The organism is Bacillus sanguinis (genome assembly GCF_018332475.1).
Lineage (GTDB): Bacteria > Bacillota > Bacilli > Bacillales > Bacillaceae_G > Bacillus_A > Bacillus_A sanguinis.
This window is the reverse complement of record NZ_BOQB01000424.1, coordinates 1-3008: the sequence shown is the minus strand read 5'-3', so window position 1 is coordinate 3008 and position 3008 is coordinate 1. Positions and strand designations below refer to the sequence as shown.

The following is a 3008-nucleotide window of genomic DNA, read 5'->3' as shown; positions in this document are numbered from 1 at the left end:
TAAGAAAAGAGAGGTTGTCCTTATGGGCAACCTCTCTTTTCTATTGAATCTTTGATATATTGTGAGTTGTGATAGATATATGTAGAAAATCGTTCATATTCATAAGGATGTCACCTTTTTTCTTAAAATCTATATTGTGTTTTATAAACAAAATAGTTAAAATTTAGAAAAATAGAAGGGGATAGAAATATGAAACAACAACTAAAAATCGCAGAACTTCTGAAACGAATTGAAACTTCAAAACAGCAAGATATCGAGTTAGGTTCCTATGAAATATATTTGTTTAGTGAAAATGAATTAGAAAAAGGACAAATCGGTTATCGATATGATAAACATAAAAATTCATTAATAAGTGAAGAACATGGAAAATGGAAAGAGGAATGGATTGTTATCGGATATGAAACAGATATGGGGGACCCAGTTTTCGTAAATGTGTCTGATGGTGCGTATTTAGTTTATACTGCAGAGCGTGGCACTGAAACGTGGCAACCCGTTCATATTGGGAATATGGATGAGATTATAAAACAATTATAAGAAACTTTGAGACCGGTGCAAAGTGATGGGAGAAAAGCATGAAGTATATAAAAATAATGAGCATGATTGCATTCATTGGAATATATATGGGAGGTTGTTCGCAAGAAGAGCCGAAAAAAGAAATAACATCTTCTATGAAGGAAGAAATCAAAGATAACAAAGAAGACGCACCGGCAGAAAAGCAGCAAGAAGAACAAGAAAAGAAAGAAGAAACGCAAGTAGTTCAAACGAATGAGCAAGTGGAGCAGAAGCAGGAGGAAGTGCCGGCCGAGGAAAAGAAAGAGGAAGCTACGCCCGTGCAACCAACTGAGCAACCGCTGCAAAATAATGAACAAAAAGTAGAGAGTAATGAAAAACAAGGAAAGTTTCTCGTTGTTATTGATCCAGGACATCAACAAAAAGCGAATTTAAATTTAGAGCCGATTGGACCAGGAGCAACGACGCAAAAATATAAAGTGACAGATGGTACAACTGGTGTTGTGACGAAAAAAAGAGAGGCTGTTCTCGTATTAGAAATGGCTTTCGTATTAAAAGAAAAGTTAGAAGCAAAGGGAATACAAGTATTAATGACGAGAACGTCACAAGATGTGGATATAAGTAATAAAGAACGCGCGACATTTGCAAATGACCATAAGGCGGATTTATTTTTACGTCTTCATGCAGATGGTTCTGAAAATCCGAATCAAAGTGGATTTGCTGTATTAACGCCGGCAGAAGGAAGTCCGTATACGAAAGAGATTTATGTTGAAAGTCTTCAAATCTCTCAAACGATTGTAAATAAAATGAGAGAGAATCATCAAGTGAAAGTAAATGGAGTTAAATTCAGGGGGGATCTTTCTGGATTTAATTGGGCCAAAGTACCTGGCGTACTATTAGAACTTGGGTTTATGTCAAACCCTGAAGAAGATAAAAAATTATCTGACCCACAGTATGTAAATTCTTTATTACAAAGTGTAACGGATAGTGTAGATGAATACCGGAAGAGTAAAGCTTAAACGCAGTCTTACATGTAAGGCTGCGTTTTTCCATATGAAAACACTCGTGAATTAGAATATTATGGATAAATATGACATGCTTAATTTTACCTGCACTTTTTGCCGAATGCTGATACAATAAAGGATGTTACTATTTAGTAGAAAGAGTGGTAAGCATGTTAGATTGGATGAAAAAGCTGTTTAACAAAGAGGAAGAACAAACAGCGATGAATAAAGAAGTACCGAAGCAAGTTGAAAGTCAGCCGAAAATTCCTCGTGTAAACCACTACACTGAAGCAAGAGAAGCACAAATGGCAAGTAGGAATGCAGGTAAGTGCCGTTTTCCATTAGTACCGGATAATGGGTTTGATGAAGAGGATGTTATAGAAACAGGGCATTTTGAAGAACAACCTGTTCAAGTTGTAACGTATGAAAATCAGCCTACTCAAAGAGGAATCAAAGTGGAAAGAAGTAGACGACAGCATGTGGAGAAAGCAGTTTCTACATATGAAGAGCCGGAAATGCAATATGAACCGGAGCGAGAGCCTGTCGTGAAGAAAGCGCCTGTACCTTCGCAAGAAAGTAACCGTAGACCATTTCGTCCGACAGAAATGATTTCGCCAATTTACGGATATAATCGTCCTTCAGTAGAGAAAAAAGTTGTACAACAGGAGGAAGAAAAGGAAAGAGAAGATCTTGAAATATCTGTAGAGGGCAAACCAGTCGTTGATGCATGGTTAGAGAAAAAAGGATATACATTATCTGATTTCTCACAAGGACAAGCAACGAATTCTTCCAGTCATGAAGGTGTTGATCAGCGAGATCAACAAAATAAAAAGGAAGAAAAGTCAGTTGTCGATCAATGGCTAGAGAAAAACGGTTATGAAATTGAACGCCAAGAGCCTATAGTAGAAGAAAAAGAAGTGGTTCAAGAAATGAGTGCACCGCAGGAAGTTCCAGCGGATGAATTACTTCATCAAACAATTGCTGAGCGTATGGAAGATGTGAAGCAAGAACAAGATGTAGTGGCCCGAAACATTCTACAAGCAGAGTTAGTAGATTCTAAAGTAGAGCACGAGGATACAATATTATCAGAAGAAACTAAACGTAATACAGAAATAGAACAACCTACTATCGAAGTAGAAAAGCAAGCACCAGAAGAATCAGTGATTGTCAAAGCAGAAGAAAAACTGGAAGAAACAATCATTGTGGAAATGCCAGAAGAATTTGAAGAGGTAGAAGTAATTACAGAAACAGAAGCGCCAGAAGAAGTAGAAGTAATTGCAGAAACAGAAGCGCCAGAAGAAGTAGAAGTAGTTGCGGAAACAGAAGCACCAGAAGAAGCGGAACCTGTAGCACTTGAGGAAACGCAGCAAGAAATGGTGTTAAATGAAGCAATTGAACAAACGAATGAATTCATACATGTCGCTGAGGCTGATGAACAAACGAAGAAAGATGTTCAAAGTTTTGCGGATGTTTTAATTGCAGAAGAACAATCAG

2 protein-coding genes and 1 pseudogene are annotated in these 3008 nt (G+C 37.3%); all 3 read left to right on the top strand.

The features are described 5' to 3' along the window. Positions 1-189: 189 nt before the first annotated feature. Positions 190-534, top strand: a complete 345-nt coding sequence (locus KI369_RS27095; protein WP_212958660.1) for a thiamine transporter — start codon at positions 190-192, stop codon at positions 532-534. A 38-nt stretch (positions 535-572) separates the two neighbouring features. Then, complete coding sequence (locus tag KI369_RS27090; protein ID WP_212958658.1) at positions 573-1529, top strand: N-acetylmuramoyl-L-alanine amidase; 957 nt, start codon at positions 573-575, stop codon at positions 1527-1529. A 155-nt stretch (positions 1530-1684) separates the two neighbouring features. Continuing rightward, a pseudogene (locus tag KI369_RS27085) lies at positions 1685-3008 on the top strand (DNA translocase FtsK); the annotation flags it as partial.

What these genes read in the sequence shown, in the direction of transcription:
- KI369_RS27095 (WP_212958660.1), top strand. Translation starts at nt 190, where the DNA reads ATGAAACAACAACTAAAAATCGCAGAACTTCTGAAACGAATTGAAACT.
- KI369_RS27090 (WP_212958658.1), top strand. Translation starts at nt 573, where the DNA reads ATGAAGTATATAAAAATAATGAGCATGATTGCATTCATTGGAATATAT.